Origin of the sequence: Halobacteriovorax sp. RT-2-6, assembly GCF_047085025.1 — a bacterium.
GTDB lineage: Bacteria > Bdellovibrionota > Bacteriovoracia > Bacteriovoracales > Bacteriovoracaceae > Halobacteriovorax_A.
In genome coordinates, this window is record NZ_JBKIYH010000003.1 from 226,982 (window position 1) to 253,932 (window position 26,951).

Consider the following 26,951-nt stretch of genomic DNA (forward strand, 5'->3'; position numbering starts at 1 on the left):
CTCCTATTCTTCTTCTAGGACAGAACATAGATATAAAAAGGCCATGTCGTCTTCGCTCAAGTTTTCTCTTTTGACTTGTTTCTCTTGAATTCTTTCAAGTTCTTTGAAGAATTCAGTCCTTAAATTGTTATGATCTTGATTCATTTAATAATTCCTTTGTAGATTCTTCTCGTAATCTACTACGACTCTTTCTTACTAAATTTGATACTTCTTTAATTTGTTCAAATTGTATTTGTAGATCATTTTTTAAAGCGATTAAAATATGCTCTACTTCTGATAGAGTCGGTGTTTCGATATTATTAATTTTTGCTCTGTAGAATAAAAATGGAAGTGCGCAGTAATCAGATGTATGACCTATATATAAATTAATATCCGCTAACTTTGCTTGTAGTTTTTGCGCGTCTTGTGCAAGTGTTGCCTTAATTGCTGCTAACACATGACGTGAGGATTTAATTAATTCCCCCTGAGCTTGCTCTAGCCAGTTGGACGTAAAGTTTAAGTCACTTTCGACAATACCGTGTCCAGAAAGTGTTTTTCGTTCTATTTTTCGATATAAGAAATCTCTTGATAGATACCTTTCAAGCTCTATTTCTGTATCGATACGTCCTTCTATATTTTTATAGAAACCACCTAATTCGTCGTGTTTGATTTGATAAATCGATATGTCAGTGTTTTGTAGATATTGTTCTTCTTTATTTAGGAAATACTTATTAAGTACATAAATAATATCTTCAGCTTTAATGATTTCATTATTTCTAACTTGTTTTTCCGTGTGTGCACTTGGGCCATAAGCAAAGTCACGATCTTTAATTCGTGGAGTGATAATCATACTTTCTAGATTTGTTGTTCCTTGTTTAAGGAATGGTGAAGGACCCATTGAAAGCTCAATTGTTGGAACATCTAATATATCTGCCATATGCTTTATTGCTGTATCTGGTGTAATTAAAAGATCACAGTTGATTAACACTGATGGAAGAGCACTGAACTGTGCTTCAATTGTTACAGCTTTCTTGTCTAGTTCTGAATTGATTTTATTAGCATAAGATCTTTCGTCTGATGTCGGAGCGATCACTAGCAATGGGATCGTATCTTCTTGTGCATTAAGTTTGTTAATAAGATTGATAAGTTCTTGCCTTTCAATCATTTTATTAATATTTGATGCTGTTAATTGAATAGCTATCAGCTTAGGATCGATTTTTCCTTCGGCCTTTCTCATTTTTAAGAAATTTTGATGGCATACCTTATTGTATTCATTTGAAACGTGTAGGGCATTGAATGAGTTGTTTTCTTCAATTCCAACCATCTTATGATAGCAATCATTGAAATTTAGTGGAGCATATTTTTGTTGTGTAAGTACGTCATTAAATACAACTGCCCATTCATTTGAGTATTTAACATTACAGTTAAGGTCAAATTGAATACCTTTAAATTCTTTGTTTATATATGATGCTAAACTCGTTGAGATTCTATCGTTAGAGTAGTTTATTACTAAATTCCAACTTTTATTAATTTCTTTTATCGTTTTACCAAATTCATCGAGAGCAAAGCCGTTTGAATAGATCTTATTTTTTTTGTAGCTAACAATCTTTTTTCTATCAAGTGTGATGATATTTTTAACACCATTTAGTAACTCAGCAGACTTTTCAAATTCTTTGTTAATTAAAATCGTTATATTTGCTTCAGGGTGTTTGTTCTTTAGTGATGAGACAAGTCGTCCCATTTGAAAAATGTCACCATGTCTTTTGAAGTTGATAATTAGTATATCTTTCATCTATTCCTCTTAACCTTGCTTGATTACGGCATCAAAAGCCAGGAGTAAAAAATCATTTTTATTTTTAAATTGATTTGTTTGATATATTGCTCTGTCGATATGTTGATCAATTGTTAAGTCTTGATCAGCATTATAGAGTAGGGACTTAAGTTCGCTTGATTTAATATGCTCGATACAGTCACCGATTTTGCTACTCGCTTCAAAATCTAAAAAGTCTTTGTAGAACTTATTGTAAAGAGAGAATGAAGGAGCATGAGTAAGTATAGTTGGTTTTTGAGAAAGAAATGATGCGACATTCTTTTCTTTATAGATACTCGCCACATCATCAGTGGCATATACTTCGATGTTTTTATTTGGAAATAAATTGTTCTTTATACATTCTGTGTATGTTTGCTCATTAGGTTCGATGACAATAACTTTATAATCTTGACCATGGTATATCTCAAGAAGCTTACATGCTTCATAGACGTGGTAGGCAAAACCTAAACCTAAAATTAATAAATTCTTATTCTCTTTAAGTTGATGCTCGATATTGGCGATTAGCTTTTTAGCTTCCTTTGCAGGATGGTAATTCGAATGTAGGTGTACGCCGTTAATAACAGGTACCTTTAAATTACTTCGTGATTGTTTAATTTCGTACGAATGTATATCTAAGAAAGAAAGTGATTTTGCAGGAATTGCTTGTACTAATTCTTTTGCTAGTTCCATAATTTCCTCGTCCTAAGGCCCAATGGTCTTTATATAAAGTGAAGCTCTTTCCTAGAGCTCCACCATATTATACTATAATTTCGATTAAGGGGGCAAACTGGTCTAGTATTACCTGTTTTTTACATTGTTCAGGTTGTAGCCCTGAAATTGTTGACGTTTTTTGAAGACAGTTGAGATTTCTTTAGTAGTTGACTCTTTTGCTTGTGATAGTAGGTTTAAGCACTCATCATCAAGCTTTTGATTTTCATGAACAAGTTCCGTGACATCTTGTATCCAAGATTTAAAGATTTCGATATCTTCTTGTGGATAAATCACTTTATTATTCTGAATTTCAGCTTCAATATCATCTTGGAGTAGGCGAATGATATTAATCAGTCGCTCTCTATTTTCAGAGATATTATCAACGAGGTCAAATCTTCCATTGTTACATGAAGTGATCATAGACTTTGTAGAGTTAACGAGAAGTCCCAGTAAATCTAGATGTCTAGTGATCTTATTAAAGATCTCTATTGTGTTCATTATTTAGCCTTTTGCTCAACTCTAAGTTGCTTAACAGCTTCTTGCCAACCTTCATATAGCGTCGTTAAAACTTCAAGGACTCCTTTTAATGGCTCCTTATCAATTTTGATATTTGCCTGTGTACTTGAAAAAAGCATAAAGTCATATAAAGATGAAAGTTCTTTGGCCACATCTCCACCAACTTCAAAGTCTAAACTACTGTTAAGCTCGATGATAATATCTTGTAGCTTTCCAATAAATTGTCCTTTCGCAGATAAGTCCTTCTTTTCAATTGCTTCAATTGCTTTTTTACAATTTTTAATAGCAGCTTGATAAAGCATAAGTAGGATTTGCTCCTTACTTGCTGTTTTTACAGATGTTTGTTTGTAGGCACCTAAACCGTAACTCATTTACTTCTCCTTAATTATCCCATCGGCTGAGGTCCGCCAAGGCCTGCACCTTGTGAACGAATCCTAGACATGGTTCCTTCTAAGCGTGAAAATTTATCTTTTAAGTTCTTTTCTTTTTGTTGAAGCATGTTCTCTCTTTGAGCAATCCTTCTATCAATTGTTTCAATATTATTTTCTAGTGATCTTTTTCTTGAAGAGAGTAGACCATTTGGAAACTGAAGAAGTTGGCCTACAGTTTCTTTGAGGTTATCGATGAATCCATTAGTTTTTGTACCGTCTTCGTAGCGACCAGTTAGAACTTCAGCAATATGATCGTAATCTTTCTCCATTACTGTTTGAAATTTCTTCTGATCAAACTCAAGTAAACCTTCCCTTGAAAATTGGATACCTAGTTCTCCAATACGAGAAGTCCCTCCGTCTTTAAGAGGAATATCTTTAAAGATTGCACTTCTTAATCGAGATTCGATTGATTGTAGAAGAATATCTCCACCTAGAGTTCTAGAGGTATCAGTCGTTTCATCCATTGTGTTTTGTTGTTTAATGAATGAGAATACACCGTTAATTTGATCAATTAGAGATTTTACTTTCTCTCCAATTTTTCCAGCATCTTCACTAATGTTGATAGTGAACTCATCACCAGGCTTTGCCTTTTTAAGATCAAGAGTTACACCAGGTATTAGTTCTGCCGCTTTGTTTTCAGGTAATTCGATTTCAAAACCATCAAGTGCAACGACAGCGTCTTGGGCCTCTCTTTCAAATTCAATATAAAAATCTTGTTCACCATCTACGAAATAGAAGTGTGGGAATTCTGCCTTGTTAATATCACCAGTATCTTTTAGCGATAGGATTAGACGCCAAGGTGTATCTGATTCCGAACCGTCATTGATAACACTGGCCCTTAGTCCTGATTCTTCATCTTTGTTAATTAGTTTTGCTACTGACTTTAATGAAGCGTTGTCAGCATCTACGTATATTTCTTTTGTATCGCCACTTGGTAGTGAGTATTGAATAAACCCAACACCAATATAACTTTCATCTGGATCAGCAAAACCAGATGTCATGGCCGAAGACTTCTGTGCAAGTTGTTTAACTTCGAATTGATATGTTGCTGGTTCCGCAACGTTCTTATCCGCAGTAATTCCTACGATATCATCATTTCCAATAACACTTAATTCTCTTAGAGATCTGGCACTACCGTTTTGGAGGAGGGTTCCACGCATACCTTCAACTAGGGACGTAAGCTCTTGGACAAGTGCTTTCTTGTCAGAGATCTTACCTTTACGCATTTCCATATTTTGAATAGGAATTCGTTCAGCTTTCATAATTTGCTGAACAATATCCTTTGGAAGTCCCGTGTTAATGGAGCCCATTGCTATCGACAAAAATCCTCCTGATTTTAGATGTGAAAATCCTTTTCACACTTGTCTCCAACTCTGATTTTATCACACTTGAGCTTTTTTTTCCGTCGCATCATTAGTGGAAGAATTTTCTAGGCAAGGCCTCTTCGTCATTTGATGTTTTAGGGGCTATAATAGTTAAATCCCTGAAAATAAAAAACCCGCCTTGTGGGCGGGTACTTTTCGAGAAAGTAATTTTTTTTGGGATTGGGATTTTGTACTAAATTTATCGGGTATTACTGTGAAAACTTTAGAGAAAAAGTCGGATATTTACATTGAAAAGACAAAATTCTTGTTATTTCGACTAGTTACATATTTTACATTCTTATTATTGCCAATCTATTTGCAAAAAGAAGTTAATCTCGAGCCAATTTGGCAAATTATCGCAATGATTTTCTTTTCAATGTTTATTGTTTCTCAGTGGTTCTTACTGGGAAAGGAAATTGACCACCGATTAAAGATATATTTCAAAGTGAACTCATCCATCGATAGAGTCGTTTATCGACTTTTTATGGGGATGTTCTTTATGGCCATTTATTTCAACTTGCTAAGCCTTTTGCCTCACAAGTGGAGTTACAATATTTTTTGGCTTACGTGGATTGTGATGGGGCTATTTTATTCATGGCCTACGCGAGGAAAGATCATTAAGGAGTCGGTTTCGACTAACTTCCATGAGTATCGCTATCTTGATAAGTTTGAAAAGACAGTACTATTTTTAACAGTAGTTATGTTCTTTACTTCGCTACCTCAGTTGCCAAATTTATTTTCGACAAGTTCTCTAAGGCTGTTCTTTGATCCAAGTGAACGAGTCTCAGGAGCATTCTGGAACTTTATATCAATTAACTATATTCCATTTAGTAAGTATCCAAAGCTTTTAAATCTATCATGGTCGATTCATTTTTACTTTGTAACGATGTCTCTATTTTTGATGACCTTCTACGCTCTTCTTCGAAATTTTGTTTCAAGGAGACTATCTCTTCTTGGAGTATTCGCGTTAGTTTCTTCTTGGTCATTTTCAAAGATACTTGCAAATAACTACGGATTTACCCTTTTAACGACTTTTTCTGTTGTGTGGGTATGGTCTACACTCTGGTCGACAAAGAGTTCTACGTACCGTTCAGGGCTGTTTATAGGTCTGCTAGGTGCTTGGGGAACAGTTATTGATAAGTCGAATATAATCTTATTAATAGTTCAACTCCTATTAATCCATTTTGTTTTCTTCAAAGAGGAAACTGCATGGTATAAGAGACAATTTTTCAAATATACATTGTTGGGAGTCTTTCTCTCTATTTCTCTGTTCTTTTTATCAACGAGCACCGTTTCAATCGAAATGATTGAAAGTGTAAACATAATTTCTGCAGAGATAATGAGGCTCGTGTCTCGTAAATCATTCTTTATTCTCTCAATTTTTGGCCTAATAGTTTTTATGTATAAAATTTTAGGGCAAACGCGAAGTGAGAAGCACAAAATACTAAATATCTCGCATGATTCTTCCATTAAGGTTGCTATCTCTATTCTGTGCCTCCTTCTAATTGACGTTCTCTTTAGCTCGCGAACATTTCAGGACTTTTCTATACTGTGGTTATTGGCATTTTTTAGTGTCTTACTTATCGAAGTTATCTTCCAGAAAATCAGAGGGCTTAGAAGCTCTAGGAATATGATATACGCGGTTTATATTATTATCTGTCTACTGGACTCACACTTTGAAGGACGAGTTAAAATCCTATTAAGAACGATCGGAGCAATTGACTAAAATCCTAGGACTTAAAATTATTTATTTATATGAGAATTAATTTATAATTTAATTAACGTTAACGATGAAAGGGAGTTTCATCTGTTTAAGTCTCATATAACAAGACAATTGTTTGAAGAGTTTTCTGATTCCTACAAAATGCGTAAAGACGCGGCCACTTCACATCCATTTGTATTTGTCGACCCAGCTGATAGTAGTATCAAGCTGATAGCTAGTTCATTTACTTATGATGATGGTGAAGAGTATGGAGCGATCCTAGCAGGTAGTGAAGAATTAGAATTCATGGTTACTTCCGAGTAACTGCCTCTACCTTACTGAAATAACTATTATTGTGCTTTGAGCATAAGGGAAATCCATCCCTCAAAATCTTACTTCAGATATTCGAAAAATATTATTGACAAGCTTTAAAAGCACTTTGAAATGTGCATATGTGGATAAGTTAGCTTTTTTTGTTGGTAAGTTTACTTGCGACCTGTCAAAACCTGTCATCACATCGCAACATCTAAGGTAAAGTGTTGAAAATAAGGCATTTCATTAGTAAAAGTTAAATTAATGAAAAATAACCAAGCATTATGGTCAAGTGTGGATAACTCTGTTAATAATGTTAGTAAAAAACCTGAGTCAATAAGTTTTTTCACAAAAGAAATTTTTTTTTCGCGCTCAGATGTAAGAAAAATGTCGTGGACTTACAAAAAGCGACTTTTTCAGTTTTTTGAATAATGTTGGTCTAATATCAGATATAAGGTTTAGTTAATGACGTTTAAAGTAAAAGATTATTATTACAACAAGGCTAAGAAAGAGAACTTTTTGGCCCGCTCTATTTATAAGCTAGAAGAAATTGATAAGAAGTATAAGGTTATCGAAAAGGGTAATAATGTACTCGACTTAGGTTATTTTCCAGGCTCTTGGATGCAGTATACGAGCAAGAAGATTGGGCCAGAAGGCTTTGCAGTGGGTATTGATATCAAGCCAGTAAATAAGAAACTTTTAGGAGTTAAGAATGTCAGGCTTTTTGAAAAGTCGATTTTTGATGTAACAACTGTGGAGGAGCTTGATTTTGATCGCAAATTTGATGTTGTTATTTCTGATATGGCCCCAAACACTACTGGTGTACGCTCTGTAGACCAGTTAAGAAGTTTAAATTTAATTGAACAAGTTTTTGCACATCTTGATGTCTTTTTAAAAAAAGATGGAAACTTTGTAATTAAAGTATTTGATGGCCATGAGGCCCAAGTCTTTTTAAAATCACAAAGAAGTATTTTTAAAGAATTCCATTTCCTAAAGCCGAAATCTACACGTTCGGTTAGTAAGGAGTTCTTTGTGATTGGTAAGGGCTATAAAGGTGTTCAAATATAGGTTTTTGTATAAGTATTTATTAGTTTTAGCTCCGCTCGCTTTAATAGGATATTTTTTAGTAGGAAAAGACGAGCAAAAGAAAATAGAAGTTAAGCCAAAGGCGAGTGAAATTGATAATCATCAATTGAAGCACTACCTCTCAAGCCAACTTTTAGATCCTAAAACTCCATTTAAACAAACAATTTCACATAATTCGAAATCTTACAAAGTGAACTATTCAACAGATCCTGAATTAGAGAGCTTTGTAAGAAAACGACTTCGTTATTATCGTCCTGATAAAGCAGCTATTGTTGTTATGGATAATAACAACGGTAATCTATTAGTCAGTATTGGATTTACAAGAGAAGGAAAGGTTTTTGATTACCTTCTTCCTTTTACTGGGACACATCCGGCAGCAAGTGTTTTTAAGATTGTTACAAGTGCAGATCTTATTAATAATGAAGATTTTAATATTCATGATAAGTTTAAATATCGTGGTCGCGGAACGACGCTTTATAAATATCAGTTAAAGAATAAAAAATCGCGTTGGCAGCGAACAACATCTTTTGATAAGGCTTTTGCATATTCTAATAATGTAATTTTTGGAAAGGCTGCAATTAATAATACAACTCCTGAAGAGTTAGAGGAGATGGCAAAGCGCCTTGGCTTTAATGACGAGTTAATGAAAGAAATTGACTTGGCCAAGTCGACATTTGAAATTCCTCAAACAGACTATGCAATGGCCGAAATAGCGTCGGGCTTTAATAAACGTACGCAAATCTCTCCGGTTCATTGTGCTGTACTATCAAGTGTTGTTGCTAATGATGGGGTTTTACAATATCCACGACTGGCAACTGACTTAGTTGATGAACAGAATCAAAAGGTTTGGCAAAACGAAATTCGTAAAGATCAGGTTATTGGCCAAGATACTGCTAAAGAACTATCTGAACTAATGCAAGGAACGATTAAACGCGGTACTGCAAGAAGAACTTTTCGAAGATACATGAGTAGACGTATTGCTAATAAACTCGAGATAGGCGGTAAAACTGGTTCAATTACTGGTGGTTTTCCGTTTGGGAAAAGAGATTGGTTTACATCTTATGCTAAACCGAAAAATAATTTAGACGATAAGGGTATCTCTGTTTGTGTCATGATTATTAACTATAAGAAATGGTATGTGAAATCGACTAAGTTGGCGCAAGAAATTATTTCAAAGTATTATCGAGGAATTAAGTGAGTGATATTTTAGACGAGAAAATTGCTAGTCGTAAGAAAAGTTTTCTAAGGATGAGTCGAGACTCATTTCTAATAATATTATTTCTTTTGGTTTTTAGATCTTCTTTTTATGAGCCATATCGAATTCCCTCTGGTTCAATGATCCCGACACTAGAAATAGGTGATTTTATTTTAGTTGAAAAATTCAGCTATGGCCTAAAGTTACCCTTTTCTGATATTGCCCTAGGTGGGGTTAATTCAAACCCTGTATATCTACTTAGAACTAATGATGTTCAACGTGGAGACATCATTGTTTTTAAATATCCAAACGATCCAAAAATTAATTATATTAAAAGAGTCGTTGGACTACCTGGTGAAACTATTGAGATTAAAAACAAGAAGATTTATATCAATGGTAAACCAATAAACGAAAAATTAATTGCAACAAGATTCAACGATAATTACGATTATCTTGAAACTAAGATGAATGAGAAAACATTTGTTGTTAAAAAAGATATGGATAATATCTATAAGCTAAACTATCCCGCAACAAAAATACCAAAAGACCATTATTTCGTAATGGGAGATAATCGCGACAACTCTTCTGATTCTAGAGCATGGGGATTCGTACCATTTGAAAATATTAGAGGACGCGCCTTCTTCGTTTGGTTCTCAATGATGCAAGATAGCTATACTGGTCAAATGAATATAAAATCAGAGCGTATTTTTAAGTCGATTGAGTAAGATCGATTCTTGTTGCACCATCATTTCCTTCATCTGGTGACCAATTTAGATCTCTCTGTCTTCTAAGCTCATTTCTCAGCCATTTCTTTAATGTACCATCGCCATGGCCATGTACAATGATTAAATAGGGAATATGTCCCATTCTTAGATCATCAATGCATGAAAAAACTTTCTGCTGGAATTCGCTTAAACGCATCCCACGACAATTAACCTCTGTAGTGTAGTTAATGGTCTTAAAGACATTAATTTCAACTTTTTTTGCTTTTTGTGGCTTCTTATTGTTGATACCTTGTTGATCAAAAAGGGAAGCCTTTGGAACAGAAATTTTCTTTCCATTAACCTCAACAACACAATTCTTACCTTTTATTTCAGAAACAATACATGTCGAATTCAGACGGTCGCAAAAATAGCGAGAACCAACTTTTATCTCAGTCGCAATTTGTCTTTCTTCTTTTGGCCTTTCATTTCTATTTGGTTTAAGTCTTTCATATTGCTTGTTTAAGGTAGAAATTTCATTACTTAAGCTTTTAGTCTTAACATCATTAAGACCTTTTATGATCTTTTTAATTTCTTTTTCATATTGATCATAAGCTCTCTGTTTCTCTAAGAAGAGAATACCTTCTTGAGATTTTTTTTGATTCTTAAGTTCATGATTAAGCTGAATATTTTCTTTAAGTGTTTTGCTGATTTTTTCTTGTTTCTTAGATAGATCTTGAAGAAGCCTTTCATAAGTAACGTATTTAGTATCAAGCATTTTTTTAGCATCATCTAAAATAAATTCAGGAATATTGTGTTTCTTACTAAGTCGCTTAAATATCTCTAGTGCCATTGATGAACCAGGTGTTCCAATGATTAGTTTGTATGTAGGAGTATTGTTATCAAAATCATAACCTACATGGGCCGAGATAAATTCTTCACTTTCTTGGATTTTGGTTTTAAGTAATTGGTGGTGTGTCGAAATAAGAACATCACATCCAAGTTCTTTTGTAACATAATTAATAATTGAATAAGCAAGTGATGATGCCTCATCTGAAGATGTCGAATTAAAAATCTCATCTGCAGCAATAAGTGAATCATTTTGAATATTTTCTAGCATTGATAAGATTACCTGAACTTCTCCCGCAAATGAGCTTAGTCCCATTTCTAAATCTTGGTAATCGCTGTCAAAGTAGAATACATCACTTTTATATTGTAGCTTTGCTTTTTGCGCAGGAATGAATAACCCAAGTTTTAGGAATAAATGGGCAATAACAATACTTTTGATGGATACTGTCTTACCACCTGTATTGGGACCAGAGATAATAATACCTCTTTTCTCACTATCAACTTCGATTGTGTTTCTGACACAATTATCAATTAGTGGATGATAAAAATCGACCAAGTTTGTTGAACCATCAATACTAACTTCTGGATAACAAAAACTTTTCGCGTGTGAATAACTAGCTAATGTATATGTATAATCTAATTCTATAAAAAATGAATACACATCATGCATTGTTGAAAGATCGTTATTCACTAGGTCACAAAAATTCTTACATATTTGTGATATGGCATAGTCAATTTTAGAGTTTATTTCGATAAGGTCATTAGACATCTTTCTCGTTGCAACTGGTTCAACAAAAAGTGTGTTACCTGTTGAAGACCTTGCAACGATACTACCTAGATCACTTCTATAAGAGTCACTTCTGATTGGAATGACAAATCTTTCATTAATAATATCAAAAGTATCCATTTGAAGACGCTTGGAAATGTCTTCATCCTTAAGAATAAAATTGATTGTTTCTCGAATTCTTTTTTCTAATCCTAATTGTTCTTGGATAAGTGGTGCGATAATAGGGTGTCTTTCAAGATGAACGCTGCCGTCTGCATCGACAAACTTTCTAAATGGATTGATAAATTTCTGCTTTAGCCTTTGAGTTTTATTCACTAACTCATCTAGATAAATTCGATAGTGGCTAAAATTAAGGACTCTTTTGGTTGAAAAAAGGTTTTCAATTGTATTTGCCAGAAAGTTAAGCTGATCTAATGTCGCAACGCCACCTTTAGAGATGTAATTTAGGGCATTGTGATTTTCTTCACTATCTCTCAAATTACTAAAAAAATAGTCTCCTAAACTACCTGACTCATCAATTTTCTTAATAATCTCATTTAAGTCAAAAAAATGCTCACTTAATTGTTCAGATTCGAATATCTTTGGATTATGTTCTATAATATTTTTATTAACTTGAAATCTTGCGTGGGTGATTATTTCAGAAGCTATCTTGCTCCAGTCAATATTACTCAGTGTTTGTGACAAAATTGTTGGATTATTCATGAATTTAAATTTCTCAGAGCTAGGGCGAAATGTCGATAGAATTAATGATCAATTAATTGAAAATGGCGCTTCAACAAATCCTCGAATACAAAAAATCTTCTCATCGGGAAAGCTCGTATTATTACAGCTTAGACTTAGAGGAAAGAATCTTTGCATTACAATTGGAAGAGGAGGAGAGCATTGTGGTATTTGGGACTCAATTCAATCGATTCCTTCAGAATATCGAATTACACGTGATCAGTTTCTAGAATTTCTAAGATCTAATATTCGAAATAGTCGACTTATTGAAATTGAAACTGATACCAAAGATAAGTGCTTAAATTTCAAGTTTTACGATAAGAGTAACCTTTTGCTTTTCTGGAAAGGACGACAACTATTCTTTAGTTATGTTTATATAAACGAGGGGAAGAAGTTTCACTTTTCTCCATGGCAATCGAATAAGAAGCAAGTTTTTGATTTTGAAAATTATTTCGACATCTTCAATGAATTAGGAAGAAAACAACTTGATACAAAAGATGTTAAGGAAAAAAAGCTTATTCTAGCTGAAGAAGATGTTTTTAATAAAAAAGCAGAGACAACTTATAATAAAAAATTGTTGCGTAAGAAAAATTTTATTCAAAAAGACCTTGAAAACTGTAAGGTTAGACATGAGCTTGAGAAGAAATTAATTAACGATGAATTAGATTTAAATGAACACGTTTTCAAATATAAATCACTCAAAGCTAAGTTTGATTTTGGCCTTAGTTACTATCAAAAGAAGAATATTCTTTTCACGAAGATTAAGAAGTTGCGAAAAGGTGAGGAATTTCTTGAAAAACGTCTTGCTGATGTTATTAAAGAAATTGAATCCAAGAAGGAAGTATTTGTTCGAGAAAAAGTGAATGTACCAGTTTGGAAGAAAGTAGCACCCAAAAATACTGAAGTTAATAAGTCGGATGATCATTCAATTTTTAAATGGAATGAAATATCAATTGCTGTTGGACTAAATACTAAGGGAAATGATTATATCCGAAGTAAATGGTCTAGTAAGGGTGATATTTGGTTTCATATAGATGGAGATAAGAGTGCTCACGTTATTGTTAAGAATTTAGAAGGCTTTGATTTTGATAAATATAGTGTAGTTGCTTCAATTCTAGCTGATTACAGTGAGTTTAGTGCTGATCAAATACCTGTTATATTTACTCAGGTAGAGAATTTAAAAGGTGTTAAAGGCTCTGCAGGTAAAGTTATTTATAAGAAGGAAAAGCATTTGATTTTACCTAAAGTCAATTGGAAGGAAATAATTTCAACTAGTTGGTAAAGGTCTGTGTCCCTTTTAAAATAAGTTAAAAGGACATATTATGCTAAAATTTAACTTATCCCTAATTGTTGTTTTATTACTTTCTGTCACATCTGTATTTTCTAACAATAGTAGTATTTTTAATGATCACAAATTAAGAACCTACACTCCATTAGAAGGGGAGATTCAAGATTTATTTTTCGATATTCGAGAACCTAATCTTGAAAAGTATGTAAGAGCAAATACGGCCCTTGAGCCTGATGATGTTTACTATCGTGTTTATTGGGTATATCCAAACAATATTAGAATTAGAGTTGAAGGGTTACCTGAAAAAGGTTTTGATTTATTAAAGCAAACTTTGATTGCAAAAGTTAAACCTTACGTAGAATTAGTTTTAGCGAAAAATCTAACGACTCCTTTAGAAATGAGTGCATTTAAGAAGGATCCTAAAAATAATAGTCGATTCATACGAGTGAAGGATCAAGCAGAATTATTAGATTTGAGTATTGAATTGTATTCAAGTGGACAAATTAAAGAGATTGAATCAAGTAGTCCACAGTTGCATACAAAAACTTCTTTTTCATATTCAAAAAAATCATGGGCAAAAGGGAAAAGTGTTATTTCACAGATATCAATTTCTGAAGGAAGAGGTGCTTCTTCAATTCTCAAAGAAATTGAAATTGAATATGAAAAATTTGGTACTTTCGGATTACCAAGTAATATCGAAGCAGTATCGTATGCCATAGCTGGCGATAAAAAGGTTGAGCTAGGTAAGTTAGATTTGAAGATTCAAAATTATCAAATTAATACTGGGCAAGCCAAAAAGATTATAGGCCTATAAATGAGACAAATAGAAATTAATAAAAAAGTTAGACTTTACTTTGAAAGTAAAGTTATCCATTTATCTGAAATTGATATTGAGGATTCTCTACGCTCTTTTCGTCCGGGGGAATGGTGTAGTTTCAATCATTTGAAAAATAAGTATATTGGCTTTGTGAATCCAAACTCGACAAGAAAAAAGAATGTCGTTGTCTTGAATTCAACTTTAGGGCCATGGGATTACATCTCTAAAACAATTGAAAAGGCGATTCGTTATCGAAATGAAATTGGTTATGGTAAAAATGCTAGGTTAATTTATGGAGATGAGGATGGACTGCCTGGACTTATTCTTGATGGATATCAGAACTGTGCAATTCTACAAATCAATACAGCTGGAATGGATGGCTTTCGTAACGAGATAAAATCACATATCCAAAGCTTAGTAGATAAAGAAGTGATTCTTCTTGATAATAAGAAATATAGAGATATTGAAGAGCTTCCTGTTTTTGAAAGTGATGAATTACCAGATGTTATTAAAATTGAAGAAACAGAATTTCAATATCAAATCAAGAAAGATCTAATGCAGAAGGTTGGTTATTATTACGACCACCGAGAAAATAGAAGAAAATTTGAAGATCTAATTAAAAGAACAGGACAGAATTATAAGACTGGTTTAGACCTCTTTACCTATGTGGGATCATGGGGATTACACCTTCTCAGAGCTGGTGTTGAAAATGTTGAGTTTGTTGACCAAGCTAATATGAGTGAAGTTGTACATAATCATCTTGAAATTAATAATTTCAGTGGCAGAGGAAACTTTACTCGTAATGATGTATTTAAGTTCTTAGATGAAAAAGTGAGTGAAGGGAAAAGTTACGATGTAATTGTCTGTGACCCTCCTGCTTTTAGTAAGAGTTATAAAGACAAAAAGGCTGCTATAAGTGGCTATGAAAAATTATATACAAAAATATTCAAAATGATAAACAAAGGTGGAATTCTCGCTGCTGCATCTTGTACTCAAAATATTTCAATGAATGAACTAGATCAATGTGTAGCTCGTAGTGCGCAGAAGAATAATTTATCAATCCGCTTAATTGACACAGGAATACAAGGACTAGATCATCCAATTAGCAAATTAGAATCAAAATCAAATTACATAAAATATTTAGCATATAAGGTGGAAAGAAATGACTGATAGTTCAAGACAGAAGGTTAATAGTGTTTTAGATAGGGCCAAACGTATTGTTTATGGTCAAGATGAAATGCTTGATAGTATCATTGCGGCTTTAGTCTGCGAAGGACATCTCTTAATTGAGGGGATGCCTGGACTGGGTAAAACTTTATCTGTTTCTACAATGAGTAAGCTATGTGACTTAACTTTCAAAAGAGTTCAGTTTACGCCTGACCTACTTCCCTCTGACTTAGTTGGAACGATGGTCTACTCTCAACAAAAGGAAGAGTTTTCTACAAAGTTTGGTCCAATCTTTACACAACTTTTACTTGCGGATGAGATCAATCGATCTCCTGCCAAGGTACAATCAGCTTTACTTGAGGCCATGGCCGAAAAACAAGTTACAATTGGTGACTCTACTCATAAGTTATCGAGCCCATTTGTTGTACTAGCAACACAAAACCCAATTGAGCAGGAAGGAACTTATCCGCTTCCAGAAGCGCAGTTAGACCGTTTTATGATGAAAGTTAGTGTAAATTATCCTGACTTCGAAGCGGAAAAATCTATTTTAGATTTAGAAAATGTAAAGCAAGACCTAGGCTCTTTTCTTTCAACCGACGATATCCTATCGATTCGCCAAGAGATCGATAAAGTATACGTCGATGATAAGATGAAAGATTTAATTATTAAAATTGTAAGAGCAACGAGACCTGGAGATAAGCATTTTTCTCCTGATTTTAAAGGACTTGTACAAGCAGGAGCTTCTCCGCGTGCTGCAATCTGGCTACAGAAACTAGGCCGTTTTAATGCCTTTATGGCCCAGCGTGATTTCGTTACACCAGATGATGTAATGAAAGTCGTTGCCTCAGTGTTAGGACATAGAATTATTTTAACTTATGAAGCATCCATTGATGGAATTAATCCGAGAGACTTAGCAGTTAAGATTGCTCAGAAAATGATTTAATATGAAGACACTTGAAGTACATCAAATTGTTCAAAATATGAAAAATAGTTTGTTCAAACGATCAAACTCATTTTCTATTGGTATGCTTAAATCTCACTTCAGAGGAACGGGATTAAAGTTTAAGGAACATCAGGTGTATGTTCATGGTGATGATGTTCGTTTTATTGACTGGAAGATGGTCGCAAAAACAAATACTCCATATATTAAGACTTTTGAAGAAGAGAGAAATGTTGAGATTACAATTCTTTTAGATTGTAGTCCCGGTATGGTTATCGGACACAACGGAAAGTCTAAGCTTGCAGCAGCTTTTGAAATTATATCGTTACTTTATTTACTCTCAGAAAAAACACATGACTATATAGAAACAATTATTTGTTTGAATGATCGAGTCTTAAGAGTTCAAAAAAAGAGAGGAGAGGCAGGGCTCGTTGCGTTTGTTGACGCCTTGAGGAAAACGAATGTTATTAATCAAGCTGGAGAGATTGATGTTGAATATCTGGTTTCTCAAAAAGAAAGAAATTTCGCTAAATTTGATGCCGAACTAGTTCGTGAATTTTATAAGAAAAGAGAAGTCGTTATTCTAAGTGACTTTTATGAATTCTTATCTCCAGAAACCCTAAAGAGACTAACTGCACGTAAACATGTTCATGCTTTTCGTTTGCTCTGTCCCCTCGATACTTCTAATGAGTTTCGATTCTCTATTGTTGGACGTATCGCTGGTAAAGGTAGTGGTAAGGTTGATACTAGATTAAAAGGAAAGGCGGAAGTTTTAGATTTTGGATTTCGTTTAAAAGATATAAATGTAGGGGATCGCTATTTAGAAGACTTTGTTAAGGAGATGTTGTAGTGAAAGCACGTTTCTTTTATGCATTCTTTTCAATTTTATTAATTTGTATGTCATTTAGCTCCTTAGCTTTAGACACCAAAATTGAGATAAGTATTGATAGTGAGAATAATGTTTGGAGTGTTGGTGAAATTAAAGACTTTAAGCTAACTATTTATCCAATAAATGACATAGTAGATGAAGATATAAAGGCTCATTTATTATCACGTGATTTTGCTGATATTATTAAAATATCAAAAGTTAATAAACAGTATTTCCTAGCTGCTAATCCAGAATATTATATTATTGAAGCCAGTGGTGTACTTATTGCTACACCAAAAGATTCGTTTCCAAAAATCTGGGATTATCGAGGAATGGCCCTAGGGGTTACATTTTCAGACATTAGTTTTCAAGATACTACAATTAAACAACAGGATTTTTTTGTATTTAACAAAAAGCTAAACGAAAATAAATCGATTTTAGATTATTCAATTTATCTTCTTATCGTTCTTATGGTTCTTGGATTGGCCATATATGGTTATCTACAATTTTCAAAAAAAAGAAGAGAGCATCAAAATTGGCAAAAAAGAGTTTTAACTTTTAAAAGTGCTGATACACGTGAAAAGCATGAACTTATATATAGTGAGAAGGATTCTTTTTTTGAATTATTTGAAAACCGCGAAGCCTTTAAAAATTATTTGAATAAAGTAAATGAAGTTCAATATAAAAGAGCTTGGACACCTGAAGATGATGTAGCAATTGTAGCTCTCCATGAAAAAGCAAAGGAGAATATCGTTGTTAAGTAACTATATCTTTCATAATAAGTACTTATTCATCTTTGGAGTTATTGGCTTTCTTTTTTGGTGCGCTGATTTTTTTGCCATTTTTAAAAAAGGTGAACTTATCTTACCTCCTAAATATAGCTTAAAGAAAAGGCCGTCATTTCTAAGAGGGTTGCTGTTTCTAATGGCCATCGGTGCTTGGGCATTAATAAGCTTTTCATTAATGGGCCCAAAAACTCCAATGGGTAAAAGCAATGTGAAGAAAGAGATTAATGACATTTATTTTGTAGTCGACGTCTCTAGATCTATGTTGGCAGAGGACTTTCCGCCAAACCGCTTGGAAGCGGCAAAAGGGCAAATAAGAAAGTTCATTGAACTATCTCCTGTTGATCGCATCGGTATTATTATGTTTGGAGATAAAGTTTTTACACTAATTCCTGTGACTACTGATTTGAAATTAGTCGAACAATCGGTAGAACAAATTAATATTGGTTTTCTAGGCTCAGGCACAAATATTGGGGATGCCTTAGGGCTTGCACTAGCACGATCTGAAACTAGTGTTGCTGAAAACAAATCTATAATTTTACTAACTGATGGTAGTGCCAATGCCGGATTAATGTCACCGATGCAGGCAGCAGAAAAAGCTAAAGAGCTTGGCATTAAAATATACACAATTGGTATTGGTGGTGATCCTGATGCTAAACTACCAGTTGGGCGTGATGCATTTGGTAGAATGAGATATCAAAATATGCCTGGTCAAAGTATGGACTTTGAAACTTTGCAAAAAATAGCTGAGATGTCTGGTGGAAAAGATTTTGTTGCCTCTGATAATGAATCTTTGAATGAGGTACTTTCTGAAATTAATAAATTGGAAAGAAAGGGCCTAGAAATTAAAGGGCGAATTATTTATCAAGAGGACTATTACAAGTTCTTACTTGCTGGCGTTTTACTTTTGATATTAATTGAAAGTACTCGTAGATTATATTTAAGGGAAGTAGCATAATGGATTTTGTTAATACAAAGCTATTGATTATATCTATTATAGTAGTCGCTATATTTATATTTTTTCTTACCTTATTAAGAAAGAAATTTTTCAAGATTGTTAAACAAGTATGGAATTTTGATTCGCGTTTTATTTCCAAGCTATCTATGTTCTTATACGCGTTAGCATTTTTAGGTTTTGCCCTATCTTTAGGTGACTTAAGAGGGCCGGAGGAACTTGTTGAATCTAATATACCTAATCAACGTACACTTATTCTAATTGATAACTCGCAAAGTATGTTAGTTGAAGATATCAGACCTAATCGTATAGCTAAAGCTGCAATTATTGCTAAACATCTTGTGAAAAATGCATATGGGCACCAGATTGCATTAAGTGTCTTTTCTGACATACAAAGAAAAATTGTACCCTTTACTGATGATGTTGATATTTTAGAGTCACGTCTAGGAAGTATGCTGAGCGCAACACCAGAAGGTGGATCTAATGTGAGTCTTGCTCTTAAAGAAGCTTTTCAGTTTTTTAAAACGAGTGAAGGTTTTTCTAAAGGAAATATCCTCTTAATCACTGATGGTGAAGAGCATGGAAGTGTTGATGTTGAAATACCAGACGAAATCAGCCTTGCTATTATTGGCGTAGGAACTGAAGAAGGTGGAAAAATTCCAATGCGTGGAAAACGTGGAAACTTCTTCGGATATAAAAAGTTTAATGGTGTTGAAATTATATCAAAAATGAATAAGCAATTTTTTGAAGATTTAGTCGGTAAGTCAAAATATGCAAAAGTATGGTTTGTTGAATCATATAGTTTACCGACGCAAGAAATATTGGCTTTCTTTAAGGATGTACATTTAAATTCTTTTACAAAAGGAACTTTGAGGTCTAGGCCGGTTTTAGGATATTGGCTTATTGTTTCAAGTATCTTGTTGTATGTGTTTTCTGTATTGCTTGGGCGCTTTAGAACTTTTAAACCAGCTGTCTTAGTTTTACTTATGTGTCTTTTTATTTTGCCTGAAGTTAATACTTTTGCTCAGGACGATGAAGAAACTCCAGTTGATCCCTTACAGCAGGAACTTGTAGATAAAATGAGGGCCGGTAAAATTTCTAAAGAAGAGAAGTTGAAACTGGCCGAGCTTTTTCTTAGGCAAAAAGAGGGGCAAAAGCAAGCTGCAGAAATTTATAATGAAACATTAAAAAATTATGAAGATGAAGCACCGGCAGATCTATTTAATTATGCAACTGCACTTTTGAAAGATAATCAGTTCGTAGACTCTATTAATTTGTATAAGTACATATTGGAGAAGAACTCAGACAATAAAGAATTAGAGCAAGTCATTAAGGAGCAAATTAAGTTTGCCCTACAAAAGCAAAAACAAGACAAGCAGAAGAAGAAAGAAGAAGAAAAAAAGAAGCAACAAGAAAAGAAAGATAAAGAAAATAAGGATAATCAGGAAAATAACGAGAATAAAGATAATAATGATGACCAACAGAAAAAAGAAGGTCAACAAGACAATAAAGATCAAAAAGACAAGGGTCAAAAAGGAAAGGACTCTAAAAATAATAAGGACAATAAGAAATCAGATTCTTCAGATAAAAATAAAGATAAACAACAGTCTGAAGGTGATCAAAATAAAAATGAGAAGAAGAAACAAAAAACTCAGCAGCAACAATGGAAAGAACTTGAAGATCAAGCTAAGAAAAAGAAGCGTATGAGAAAGGCAAATGGTGTCTTCAAACAAATCATGAATGATGACTCTCAGTTGCAAAAGAAACTTTTTGATTCAACCTCAGATGGTAATAATCGTAAGGATTGGTAATGTTTAAGTATATAGTTTTATTTTTGTTAACATTTTCTTCGCTAGCACAAACGATAACAGCTAAGGTAAGTTCATCAGAAGTATCGTTAGAAGACTCTTTTAAGTTGATAATAAATTTTGAATATCAAGGAGAGACTGAACCATATGTTAATTTCAAATTGAATAATGCTGAAATCGTATCTGATAATACGAACGATGCAAGCCGTCTTATGATAAAGGGTTACTTTGCTGGCGGTAAGATGGTTCAAAAGAAAGTTTATAACTATGTTTATGAGCTGAGGGCCATTAAAACAGGTTCTGCAGTTATTAGAGATATTAAAGTTGATTTCGGTGCCCAAGTTGTGAAACACAGATCATTAACTGTTAGAGTTCTTAGTCAAAGAGCAAGGTTGCAAGATTATTTTGTACGTGCTGAAGTTGATAAGACACAGGCATATGTAGGTGAAAAGATCGACTTGGTTTATTACATTTACTTTAAAGGGCAGATTTCAAATCCTGAATTTGTAAAATTCCCTGTTCAAAAGAACTTTTTAAAAAGATTTGAATTACCAAGATCTTCGGTTGAAAGTGTAAGTATTCAGGGAGAAATTTATAAACGAGCCGCTTTGTATAAAAGTGTACTGTATCCTGAAAAAGCAGGTGACTTATCGATAGATCCAGTTGAAATACGTTTTCAACATCCCGATTATACAAGTAGACGTGGGAATGCCTTTGGTATGTCCTTTACCTTTAGTACTGGTTCCGAAAAAACTAAAGTGTTAAGGAGTGATCGAGTTAAGATTAAGGCATTGCCTATACCTGTTGAAAATATGCCTAAATCATTTACTGGTCTAGTTGGTAAACATACTTTCAACCTAAGCCTGAATAAAAGTAAGATTGTCGTAAATGACGTACTTGAGGCACGTTTAGAAATTCGTGGTGATGGCGCTTTAGAGAAGTTTGATGCTCCTCGCTTGATAACATCAGATGCGTTTGAAGTTTTCGAAACAAGAGCAGAAATGATTGAACAAACAGCTTTAGTTAAAAATAAAGTTTTTGATTATACGTTTCTAGCGAAGAGGGCAGAGTTCGTATCGGAAAGGAAAATAGAACTATCTACATTTAACCCACTAACAGGGAATTTTGAAACGACAGAATTAACAATTGATCCATTGATTATCATAGGTTCCGGTTCTGCGGCTTCAAATATAGCTTCTGATGAGACTAAAGACGTTGTTAAGAAAGTTCAGCAGACAGCTCCTGCCGAAGTGAAGACTGTTGTTTCTGGAAATATTATGGCCCCTGTTTTTACGAATTCTAAGAAAAGGAATTTGTGGGACATTATTAATTACTCTTTAATCGGGATCGCCGCTTTTGTAATTGCACTAACAGCATTTCCTTACATTCGCTTCTTTGATAGAGACCCATTTAAGAATCTTAAAAGAGAATTTAACTATTCTAATATTTTTCACCATATCACGACATTTACACCAGATGTGCATGGTGATAGTTTAAATGATCGTATTAAGGGGATGAGAGTCTCTCCTGAGGCACGAAAGTACTTTAATGACTTGGTTGATAATGCTGGAAAAAATGAATACAAGGGAGCCAAGTTACCTCTTAAGTATAAAAAAGAATATTGGCAAGAATTAGCTAGAGCAAATAATGAAAATAATTAAAAGTTTAAAAGATATTGAATGTGATAACTTTGCGATAACCATAGGAAACTTTGATGGTGTACATCGAGGACATCAAAGAATTATTAAGCAAATTTATAGTGAGTGTAGCGAAGCTAATTTAAAGCTCGTTGTTATCACTTTCACTCCGCATCCTGTAGAAATTCTTAACCCTAAAGAACACTATCTTATCAATAGTTATGAGGAAAGAAGAGAACTTCTATCTGAATTAAGTATTGATTATCTTCTTGAAATTGAATTTAATCGAGATCTTTCAATGAAAGAACCAGATGATTTTTTAAACGAATATATTTTCAATCACGTTGAACCACAAAGAATATACTTAGGACATGATTTTGCCTTTGGTGCTCAGAAAAAAGGGAACCATGAGTTTGTTAAGAAATTTTGTGCTGATAAAGTAACAGATGTTAATGTTCTATGCTCTTACGATGTTGAAGGGGATAAAGTATCAAGTACGATCGTACGAGATGCACTATCTGTCGGTGATGTTGAAAGCGTTGCTAAATATTTAGGGCGCGAATACTTTATTCGCGGACGAGTAATCAAAGGAGCAGGTCGAGGTCGTCAGATTGGAATTCCAACTGCGAATTTAGCACTTGATCGCTATCGTCGCTATCCTAAAAATGGTGTTTATATAACTAAAACGAAATTTGGTGAATCAACTTGGTTTTCTGTGACAAATATTGGCCACAATCCTACATTTACTAACGGTAATAACGTTTTTGTGGAAACACATATTTTAGATTTCGATAATGATATCTATGGAAATGAATTAGAAGTTTCTTTTGTAAAGAGGCTAAGAGATGAAAAAAAATTCTCTTCAGTTAATGAGCTTATTGAACAAATAAAGCTTGATGTAGAAAAGACTCGAGAATATTTTAATGCTTAAGCTTGGTTTACTGGGAAAAGATATTCAACACTCAAAGTCACCACAAATCTATGATGAATTATATAGTGGTCAGGTAGAATATAGTCTTTTAGATGTCTCTTCTGAAGATAAGATTCCTTGCCTTAAAGATATATTTAAAACGTTACAAGGCCTTTCGATTACAGCACCATACAAGAAACACTTTTTAAATGATGTAATTCTAGAAGAGAGTGTTCGAAAAATAGGGGCGATAAATTGTATTAAATTTGATGGTACACAATTTTATGGCACAAATACGGACTTCTTAGCGGTCAAGGAGATCATATTAAATAATTCATATCATAAGAAAGATATCGTCATGCTTGGTGATGGCGCAATGACGGATATGTTTAAGGTCTTATTTGAAGAGCTAAATATTAGCTATCATCAATTTTCTAGGCGAAAAGATGGTGACCTTAATGCAGTTAAATACGAACAATATGTAGAACTAGATAATCTATTGATTATCAACTGTTGTGCTCGTCAATTTCAATTTAATTTATCGTTATCAACTAAGTCTATTTTCTGGGATATGAACTATTCCCATCCATTTCATCACTCTTTTCTGAGCAATAAACTCACTTATATAGATGGAAGTGAACTTCTTTACCTACAAGCCGTAGCAGCAAAAAAATTTTGGAACTTTACGTTATAATAGTAAATAAATAGTAAATAGTTAGTGTATCTAAGTATTCAATATTTAAAGAAACTAATCTTAGGATAACGTAAGGTGATAAGAAAAGAATTTCTAGAAGTCATTTCAAAAACGGGTATGGTACCAAGAAAAGATTTGGTGCCTTTGGCCGCAAATAAAAACCCAGGTGTTGTTTCAGAACTCGATTTGTTAAAGTTTAATTTCTTCGATGATATTAAATTTGCAAAAGCAATTGCAGAGTTAAGTGGGCTTACATATGTTGATCTCTCTGAAACTCGTGTTCCTGGCTCTACACTTCAGTTGGTAAAAAAAGGTGTCGCAACAAAATTTCGAATCGTACCTTTAAAAAGACAGTCCGGTACTTTATCTTTAGCAATCTTTGATCCCTCTCTTGTGGAAATTAGAGCAGAGATTCAAAAAGAAATTCAATCAAACGTTGAGTTTGTTCTTACTTCATTATCAGCTTGGAAAACTTTATATCAAAATATTCAAGCCTCTATTGATGAAATACTTGAGACGGTTAGAGAAGTTAGAACTGATCAAGCTACTGGTGACGATAATGTTAAAGAAGAAGATATCGGAGAAGATATTATTTCTTACGTAAATAAGGTACTCGCTGAAGCGTATATTAAAAAGGTTTCAGATATTCATGTTGAACCTTATGAAAATAATTTTAGAATTAGGTTTCGTTTAGATGGATCCTTACATGAATATGCAGCACCTCCAAAATCGATGCTTTTACCACTTGTCTCTAGAATGAAAATTCTTTCACAGTTAGATATTTCTGAAAGAAGAATCCCACAAGATGGGCGTATTAAGCTTGAAATTGATGGTAATCCAATTGACTACCGTGTTTCAACACTTCCAACATTGTTTGGAGAAAAGGTTGTAATGCGACTGCTAGATCAATCAAATCTACAGCTTGATATGACTAAGTTAGGTTTTGAAAAGAAACAGCTAGAAGTTTTCTTAGAAGGGATTAAGCAGCCATATGGAATGTGTCTTGTAACTGGACCAACAGGGTCTGGAAAAACGACGACTCTTTATTCAGCACTATCAGAACTTAATAATATAGAAAAAAATATTTCCACTGCAGAAGATCCTTGTGAATTCAACTTGGAAGGTATCAATCAGGTTAACGTTAGAAAAGATATTGGTTTAGACTTTGCAAGGGCCCTTAAGGCCTTTCTTAGACAAGACCCTGATATCATCATGGTTGGGGAGATTAGAGATCAAGAAGTTGGAGAGATTGCTATTGAGGCCGCTCTTACTGGCCACATGGTTCTTTCTACGCTTCACACCAATGATGCGCCTTCAACGGTAACTCGATTGTTAAATATGGGAATTGAACCATTTCTTGTAACTGGTGCGTTGAATGTTGTTGTTGCACAAAGGTTATGTAGAAAGATTTGTGAAAATTGTAAGACTATAGATGAAAGCGTAACTGTTGATCAGATTGTTGCATGTGGAGTTACTCCTAATTCTGCAAAGAACTTAAAAGTCTATCATGGTACAGGTTGTGAGTTTTGTGATGGGTCTGGATATAAGGGCCGTGTCGCAATCTATGAAGTTCTAGAAATGACTCCTGCTGCAAGGGACCTCGTTTTAAAGCATTGTTCTTCTGATGATTTGAAAAAACAGGCTATCGCTGACGGTATGAAAACTCTAAGAATGTCTGCATTAACCAAGGTTGCAGAGGGTGTCACAACTTTAGCGGAAGCAATTAAAAATTCAAGTATTGATAAATTATAAAAATATAAATGGGTGATATAGATGAGTAGCGATAATACGCAAACAAAAACTAAAACCGAAACAAAAACAGGTGCTATCACGAGTGCGGAGTCTTTGAAGATTCAACAGTTATTTAAGCTGATGGTTGATAATGGTGGATCCGATTTGCACTTAACTCCTGGTACAGCTCCTGCAATGAGAGTCAACGGGGATATTGTAAGAGTTAAACTACCGGCCCTTGATGCATCCTCAAGTAAATCACTTATCTATCAAATTCTTTCTGAAGAACAGAGGAATGAGTTTGAAAAGAATTTAGAGCTAGACCTTGCATTTGGGATAAAAGGCCTTGCACGTTTTAGAGCAAATATTTTTTATTCTAAAGGTGGAGTTGCGGCAGTATTTCGTTTGATTCCAAGTGCTGTTCCTGACTTTAAAGCACTTAACTTACCAAATGTTTTAATGGAAATGACTGATGTTTCAAATGGTTTATTTCTAGTTACTGGGCCTACTGGTTCTGGTAAGTCGACGACTCTTGCAGCTCTTATAAATCGATTAAATGAAATGGAGCCTGCGCATATTGTGACACTGGAAGATCCTGTTGAATTCGTCCATCCTCACAAAACGAGTATTGTAAACCAACGTGAAATTGGACGAGATACTCATTCATTTGAAAATGCTTTAAAAGGTCTCTTAAGACAAGATCCGGATATTGTTCTTGTCGGGGAGATGAGAGACGTTGAGACAATTGAAGCCGCTCTAACGATTGCGGAAACAGGACACTTGGTTTTTGGAACACTACACACTAACTCATGTGTGCAAACAATTAACCGTCTCGTTAACGTATTCCCTTCAGATCAACAGGATCAAGTTAGAACGCTTCTTTCATTTGTTTTACAAGGTGTTGTTTCACAACAGCTTTTACCTAAGACATATGAACCAGGACGTGTCGCTTGTTTAGAAATTCTAAGACCTACACCGGCAATTAGAAATCTAATTCGTGAAGATAAGATGCATCAAATTTATTCTCAGATGCAGATTGGTCAAGATAAGACTGGTATGACGACAATGAATCAGTCAATTAAAAAACATGTTGATTCAGGGGCAATTGATGCAGAGACAGCAATGTCGTATTCAACGAATCCGGAAGAACTTGGGCCGCAACTAGGTCTTAAGGAGAGATAGAGTAAG

The 26,951-nt window shown here is 34.0% G+C and carries 25 protein-coding genes; 18 read left to right on the forward strand and 7 right to left on the reverse strand.

The window, feature by feature from the left end; genetic code table 11:
* Positions 1-3 precede the first annotated feature (3 nt).
* The 6 genes from ACMAYS_RS14965 to fliD all read right to left on the reverse strand — a co-directional run bounded on the left by ACMAYS_RS14965 (position 4) and on the right by fliD (position 4,769).
* Entirely contained in the window at positions 4-144 is a 141-nt protein-coding gene (locus tag ACMAYS_RS14965; protein ID WP_158246910.1) for a hypothetical protein, read from the reverse strand.
* Complete coding sequence (locus ACMAYS_RS14970; RefSeq protein ID WP_412463548.1) at positions 128-1,771, reverse strand: glycosyltransferase family 9 protein; 1,644 nt, start codon at positions 1,769-1,771, stop codon at positions 128-130. Before ACMAYS_RS14970 ends, ACMAYS_RS14965 begins: the two co-directional genes overlap by 17 nt.
* A gap of 9 nt (positions 1,772-1,780) precedes the next feature.
* Positions 1,781-2,479 carry a hypothetical protein gene (locus tag ACMAYS_RS14975; RefSeq protein WP_103218494.1) on the reverse strand — a complete coding sequence of 233 codons (699 nt, stop codon included), beginning with the start codon at positions 2,477-2,479 and terminating at the stop codon, positions 1,781-1,783.
* A 108-nt stretch (positions 2,480-2,587) separates the two neighbouring features.
* Positions 2,588-2,998, reverse strand: coding sequence for a hypothetical protein (locus tag ACMAYS_RS14980; protein WP_103218493.1), 411 nt, complete (start codon positions 2,996-2,998; stop codon positions 2,588-2,590).
* Positions 2,998-3,387, reverse strand: coding sequence for a flagellar export chaperone FliS (gene fliS, locus ACMAYS_RS14985; RefSeq protein WP_103218492.1), 390 nt, complete (start codon positions 3,385-3,387; stop codon positions 2,998-3,000). Before fliS ends, ACMAYS_RS14980 begins: the two co-directional genes overlap by 1 nt.
* Positions 3,388-3,401: 14 nt before the next feature.
* Positions 3,402-4,769, reverse strand: coding sequence for a flagellar filament capping protein FliD (gene fliD / locus ACMAYS_RS14990; RefSeq protein ID WP_392993819.1), 1,368 nt, complete (start codon positions 4,767-4,769; stop codon positions 3,402-3,404).
* Between the two features lie 358 nt (positions 4,770-5,127).
* On the opposite strand from fliD, the gene ACMAYS_RS14995 reads away from it, so the two are divergent.
* From ACMAYS_RS14995 to lepB, 5 genes are all read left to right on the forward strand, one after another.
* Positions 5,128-6,537, forward strand: a complete 1,410-nt coding sequence (locus ACMAYS_RS14995; protein WP_146037877.1) for a hypothetical protein — start codon at positions 5,128-5,130, stop codon at positions 6,535-6,537.
* Between the two features lie 138 nt (positions 6,538-6,675).
* A complete protein-coding gene (locus ACMAYS_RS15000) occupies positions 6,676-6,837 on the forward strand; it encodes a hypothetical protein (RefSeq protein WP_158246909.1) in 162 nt (53 codons plus the stop codon).
* A 453-nt stretch (positions 6,838-7,290) separates the two neighbouring features.
* Positions 7,291-7,893: an SAM-dependent methyltransferase gene (locus tag ACMAYS_RS15005; protein ID WP_103218488.1), complete on the forward strand. Its 603-nt coding sequence runs from the start codon at positions 7,291-7,293 to the stop codon at positions 7,891-7,893.
* Positions 7,894-7,897: 4 nt separating this feature from the next.
* Positions 7,898-9,109 carry a penicillin-binding transpeptidase domain-containing protein gene (locus ACMAYS_RS15010; protein ID WP_146037876.1) on the forward strand — a complete coding sequence of 404 codons (1,212 nt, stop codon included), beginning with the start codon at positions 7,898-7,900 and terminating at the stop codon, positions 9,107-9,109.
* Positions 9,106-9,831, forward strand: coding sequence for a signal peptidase I (gene lepB / locus ACMAYS_RS15015; RefSeq protein ID WP_103218486.1), 726 nt, complete (start codon positions 9,106-9,108; stop codon positions 9,829-9,831). Before ACMAYS_RS15010 ends, lepB begins: the two co-directional genes overlap by 4 nt.
* On the opposite strand, the gene ACMAYS_RS15020 is transcribed toward lepB, so the two are convergent.
* Positions 9,815-12,145, reverse strand: a complete 2,331-nt coding sequence (locus ACMAYS_RS15020; protein WP_392993810.1) for an endonuclease MutS2 — start codon at positions 12,143-12,145, stop codon at positions 9,815-9,817. The genes lepB and ACMAYS_RS15020 overlap by 17 nt on opposite strands.
* On the opposite strand from ACMAYS_RS15020, the gene ACMAYS_RS15025 reads away from it, so the two are divergent.
* The 13 genes from ACMAYS_RS15025 (at position 12,144) to ACMAYS_RS15085 (ending at position 26,945) form a co-directional block, all read left to right on the forward strand.
* Positions 12,144-13,445 carry an NFACT RNA binding domain-containing protein gene (locus tag ACMAYS_RS15025; protein WP_103218484.1) on the forward strand — a complete coding sequence of 434 codons (1,302 nt, stop codon included), beginning with the start codon at positions 12,144-12,146 and terminating at the stop codon, positions 13,443-13,445. The two genes, ACMAYS_RS15020 and ACMAYS_RS15025, sit on opposite strands and share 2 nt — an antisense overlap.
* 40 nt (positions 13,446-13,485) lie before the next feature.
* The gene (locus tag ACMAYS_RS15030; protein ID WP_412463549.1) at positions 13,486-14,265 is read left to right on the forward strand and encodes a hypothetical protein; all 780 of its coding nucleotides are present in this window, start codon (positions 13,486-13,488) and stop codon (positions 14,263-14,265) included.
* On the forward strand, positions 14,266-15,438 hold the full coding sequence (locus ACMAYS_RS15035; RefSeq protein ID WP_392993803.1) for a class I SAM-dependent rRNA methyltransferase: 1,173 nt from the start codon (positions 14,266-14,268) through the stop codon (positions 15,436-15,438). It begins immediately after the preceding gene.
* Complete coding sequence (locus ACMAYS_RS15040) at positions 15,431-16,378, forward strand: AAA family ATPase (protein WP_103218481.1); 948 nt, start codon at positions 15,431-15,433, stop codon at positions 16,376-16,378. Before ACMAYS_RS15035 ends, ACMAYS_RS15040 begins: the two co-directional genes overlap by 8 nt.
* A gap of 1 nt (position 16,379) precedes the next feature.
* Complete coding sequence (locus tag ACMAYS_RS15045) at positions 16,380-17,225, forward strand: DUF58 domain-containing protein (RefSeq protein WP_103218480.1); 846 nt, start codon at positions 16,380-16,382, stop codon at positions 17,223-17,225.
* Entirely contained in the window at positions 17,225-18,007 is a 783-nt protein-coding gene (locus tag ACMAYS_RS15050) for a hypothetical protein (protein WP_103218479.1), read from the forward strand. Before ACMAYS_RS15045 ends, ACMAYS_RS15050 begins: the two co-directional genes overlap by 1 nt.
* A 160-nt stretch (positions 18,008-18,167) precedes the next feature.
* Entirely contained in the window at positions 18,168-18,986 is an 819-nt protein-coding gene (locus ACMAYS_RS15055) for a VWA domain-containing protein (RefSeq protein ID WP_158246908.1), read from the forward strand.
* 146 nt (positions 18,987-19,132) lie between these two features.
* The gene (locus ACMAYS_RS15060; RefSeq protein ID WP_412463550.1) at positions 19,133-20,794 is read left to right on the forward strand and encodes a vWA domain-containing protein; all 1,662 of its coding nucleotides are present in this window, start codon (positions 19,133-19,135) and stop codon (positions 20,792-20,794) included.
* Positions 20,794-22,452 carry a BatD family protein gene (locus ACMAYS_RS15065; protein ID WP_412463551.1) on the forward strand — a complete coding sequence of 553 codons (1,659 nt, stop codon included), beginning with the start codon at positions 20,794-20,796 and terminating at the stop codon, positions 22,450-22,452. Before ACMAYS_RS15060 ends, ACMAYS_RS15065 begins: the two co-directional genes overlap by 1 nt.
* Positions 22,439-23,359 carry a bifunctional riboflavin kinase/FAD synthetase gene (locus ACMAYS_RS15070; RefSeq protein ID WP_103218475.1) on the forward strand — a complete coding sequence of 307 codons (921 nt, stop codon included), beginning with the start codon at positions 22,439-22,441 and terminating at the stop codon, positions 23,357-23,359. The genes ACMAYS_RS15065 and ACMAYS_RS15070 overlap by 14 nt, the downstream gene beginning before the upstream one ends.
* Positions 23,352-24,032, forward strand: coding sequence for a hypothetical protein (locus tag ACMAYS_RS15075; RefSeq protein ID WP_412463552.1), 681 nt, complete (start codon positions 23,352-23,354; stop codon positions 24,030-24,032). The genes ACMAYS_RS15070 and ACMAYS_RS15075 overlap by 8 nt, the downstream gene beginning before the upstream one ends.
* Before the next feature lie 75 nt (positions 24,033-24,107).
* The gene (locus ACMAYS_RS15080) at positions 24,108-25,784 is read left to right on the forward strand and encodes a GspE/PulE family protein (protein WP_412463553.1); all 1,677 of its coding nucleotides are present in this window, start codon (positions 24,108-24,110) and stop codon (positions 25,782-25,784) included.
* A 21-nt stretch (positions 25,785-25,805) separates the two neighbouring features.
* A complete protein-coding gene (locus ACMAYS_RS15085) occupies positions 25,806-26,945 on the forward strand; it encodes a type IV pilus twitching motility protein PilT (protein WP_392993792.1) in 1,140 nt (379 codons plus the stop codon).
* The last annotated feature ends 6 nt before the right edge of the window (positions 26,946-26,951 follow it).

Bases quoted from the DNA above. Each gene is read 5' to 3' on its own strand.
- ACMAYS_RS15075 (WP_412463552.1), top strand. From the start codon at position 23,352: ATGCTTAAGCTTGGTTTACTGGGAAAAGATATTCAACACTCAAAGTCA.
- ACMAYS_RS15025 (WP_103218484.1), top strand. From the start codon at position 12,144: ATGAATTTAAATTTCTCAGAGCTAGGGCGAAATGTCGATAGAATTAAT.
- ACMAYS_RS14970 (WP_412463548.1), bottom strand. From the start codon at position 1,771: ATGAAAGATATACTAATTATCAACTTCAAAAGACATGGTGACATTTTT.
- ACMAYS_RS15005 (WP_103218488.1), top strand. From the start codon at position 7,291: ATGACGTTTAAAGTAAAAGATTATTATTACAACAAGGCTAAGAAAGAG.
- ACMAYS_RS15020 (WP_392993810.1), bottom strand. From the start codon at position 12,145: ATGAATAATCCAACAATTTTGTCACAAACACTGAGTAATATTGACTGG.
- ACMAYS_RS15060 (WP_412463550.1), top strand. From the start codon at position 19,133: ATGTTCTTATACGCGTTAGCATTTTTAGGTTTTGCCCTATCTTTAGGT.
- ACMAYS_RS15045 (WP_103218480.1), top strand. From the start codon at position 16,380: ATGAAGACACTTGAAGTACATCAAATTGTTCAAAATATGAAAAATAGT.
- ACMAYS_RS15035 (WP_392993803.1), top strand. From the start codon at position 14,266: ATGAGACAAATAGAAATTAATAAAAAAGTTAGACTTTACTTTGAAAGT.
- ACMAYS_RS14980 (WP_103218493.1), bottom strand. From the start codon at position 2,998: ATGAACACAATAGAGATCTTTAATAAGATCACTAGACATCTAGATTTA.
- ACMAYS_RS15085 (WP_392993792.1), top strand. From the start codon at position 25,806: ATGAGTAGCGATAATACGCAAACAAAAACTAAAACCGAAACAAAAACA.
- ACMAYS_RS15065 (WP_412463551.1), top strand. From the start codon at position 20,794: ATGTTTAAGTATATAGTTTTATTTTTGTTAACATTTTCTTCGCTAGCA.
- ACMAYS_RS14975 (WP_103218494.1), bottom strand. From the start codon at position 2,479: ATGGAACTAGCAAAAGAATTAGTACAAGCAATTCCTGCAAAATCACTT.
- ACMAYS_RS14965 (WP_158246910.1), bottom strand. From the start codon at position 144: ATGAATCAAGATCATAACAATTTAAGGACTGAATTCTTCAAAGAACTT.
- ACMAYS_RS15070 (WP_103218475.1), top strand. From the start codon at position 22,439: ATGAAAATAATTAAAAGTTTAAAAGATATTGAATGTGATAACTTTGCG.
- ACMAYS_RS15040 (WP_103218481.1), top strand. From the start codon at position 15,431: ATGACTGATAGTTCAAGACAGAAGGTTAATAGTGTTTTAGATAGGGCC.
- ACMAYS_RS15000 (WP_158246909.1), top strand. From the start codon at position 6,676: ATGCGTAAAGACGCGGCCACTTCACATCCATTTGTATTTGTCGACCCA.
- fliS (WP_103218492.1), bottom strand. From the start codon at position 3,387: ATGAGTTACGGTTTAGGTGCCTACAAACAAACATCTGTAAAAACAGCA.
- ACMAYS_RS15055 (WP_158246908.1), top strand. From the start codon at position 18,168: ATGGCCATCGGTGCTTGGGCATTAATAAGCTTTTCATTAATGGGCCCA.
- ACMAYS_RS15030 (WP_412463549.1), top strand. From the start codon at position 13,486: ATGCTAAAATTTAACTTATCCCTAATTGTTGTTTTATTACTTTCTGTC.